2 protein-coding genes are annotated in these 1,794 nt (G+C 61.4%); both read left to right on the top strand.

Going from position 1 to position 1,794, the window contains the following annotated elements; all coding sequences use genetic code 11:
• Positions 1 to 439 precede the first annotated feature (439 nt).
• Positions 440 to 1,510, top strand: coding sequence for a group II intron reverse transcriptase/maturase (gene ltrA, locus H8A87_RS19380; protein WP_232370380.1), 1,071 nt, complete (start codon positions 440 to 442; stop codon positions 1,508 to 1,510).
• Positions 1,413 to 1,724, top strand: a complete 312-nt coding sequence (locus H8A87_RS20110) for a group II intron maturase-specific domain-containing protein (RefSeq protein WP_232370381.1) — start codon at positions 1,413 to 1,415, stop codon at positions 1,722 to 1,724. Before ltrA ends, H8A87_RS20110 begins: the two co-directional genes overlap by 98 nt.
• The last annotated feature ends 70 nt before the right edge of the window (positions 1,725 to 1,794 follow it).

Raw genomic sequence — 1,794 nt, 5'->3', positions numbered from 1 at the left:
CGGGCGCACTCCTGGAGGTGTAAGTCCTCCCGCGAGCTGGCCACAGCGAGCGAAGTGAAGCGCAATTGCGGAAGGGCGACCGACCGTGAGGAGGAAGCGTGGAGCGTAAACCGTGAGCCGATGAACAAAAATCGGATACGAGGCACTGCCAAGCAGGGCGAGCGGGCAAGAAGCCGCGAAGCTCTTGTGGCCAAGGCGAGGTGGTGTATATCCGGCGGTTGTGCGGTGAAGGAGTGTGTTCTTACCCGGGGAGATCTCGCCTTATGCCTGAAAGGGCGACGTGGCGACACGGAGCGAGAAGTCAGCAGAGGCCATAGTAGCCGCTAACGTAGGGCGAAGGGCTGAATGAGAAGGAGCGTCAAACGCCTTGTCGATGAGTACTGTATCGCATCAGATGCCCGCGTCAGCGGGGCGGGTCGTGAGACGGAAAGGTGAAGCCTTGCCGGTAACGATCAGTGATGAAGCGGCACTCCCGCGACGAGAGCCGGAGGACGCAGGGCGAAGTCTGCTGGAGCAGGTCTTCGCACGGGAGAATATGCAGCGGGCATGGAAGCGCGTGAAGGCCAACAAGGGATCGGCGGGTGTCGACGGTCTGGACATTGCCCAGACCGCTGAACACCTGCGATGGGCGTGGCCAGTGCTTCGCCAGCAACTGCTGGACGGCACCTATCGGCCACAGCCCGTTCGTCGGGTAGGCATCCCAAAACCGGACGGCAGTGAACGGGAACTGGGTATCCCCACCGTCACCGACCGTCTGATTCAACAGGCACTGCTGCAAGTGCTGCAACCCCTGATTGATCCCACTTTCAGCGAGCACAGTTACGGCTTCCGTCCGGGCCGTCGGGCCCACGATGCGGTGCTGGCTACGCAACGCTACGCCCAACAGGGCCGCCATATCGTGGTGGATGTCGACCTGTCGAAATTCTTTGACCGGGTCAACCATGACATCCTGATTGACCGGCTAAAGAAACGCATGGACGACCCCGGAGTCATCCGGCTGGTTCGTGCGTATCTGAACGCGGGTATCATGGCGGGTGGCGTGGTTATGGCGCGGCACGAGGGCACGCCGCAAGGCGGGCCCCTGTCGCCGCTGCTGGCCAATGTCCTGCTGGACGAGGTGGACAAAGAGCTGGAACGCCGGGGACACTGCTTCGCCCGCTATGCCGATGACTGTAACGTCTACGTTCGCAGTCATAAAGCGGGAGAGCGGGTGATGCGGCTGCTCCGTCGCTGCTACGGAAAACTGCGACTGGTGATCAATGAAGCCAAGAGCGCGGTCACCAGCGCGTTCGGTCGGAAATTCCTGGGTTATGCCCTCTGGCAAACAAAGGATGGGCGCGGTCTCAGCGAAAGCGTTAAAGGCGTTCAAACTCAGGATCAGGCAACTAACCCGAGGCTCAGGTGGTCGCAGCATGGCACAGGTGGTGGAGAGGCTCCGCCGCTATCTGCTTGGATGGAAAGGGTACTTCAGGCTGGCTCAAACGCCCCGCATCTGGCGATCACTGGATGAGTGGATACGTCGCCGCCTGCGAGCCGTCCATTTACGGCAATGGCGACGGGGTACGACTATCTACCGGGAGCTGCTGCGACTTAGCGCAGCCTCTTGGGTGGCTCAATCGGTGGCGGCCCTGAGCCGTCGCTGGTGGCACAATAGTCAGTCTGCCATCCACACAGTGCTAACGATAGCCTACTTCGACCGGTTGGGCGTACCGAGACTCACGTGAGACCTCAACTTCTCGAACCGCCCGGTGCGGACCCGCATGCCGGGTGGTGTGGGAGGGGCGGAACCTATCG

This window comes from Xenorhabdus lircayensis, assembly GCF_016306625.1.
Taxonomy (GTDB): Bacteria; Pseudomonadota; Gammaproteobacteria; order Enterobacterales; family Enterobacteriaceae; genus Xenorhabdus; species Xenorhabdus lircayensis.
The sequence above is the reverse complement of the archived record's forward strand: the minus strand, read 5'-3'. Positions and strand labels throughout refer to the sequence as shown.

What these genes read in the sequence shown, in the direction of transcription:
- H8A87_RS20110 (WP_232370381.1), top strand. Translation starts at nt 1,413, where the DNA reads ATGGCACAGGTGGTGGAGAGGCTCCGCCGCTATCTGCTTGGATGGAAA.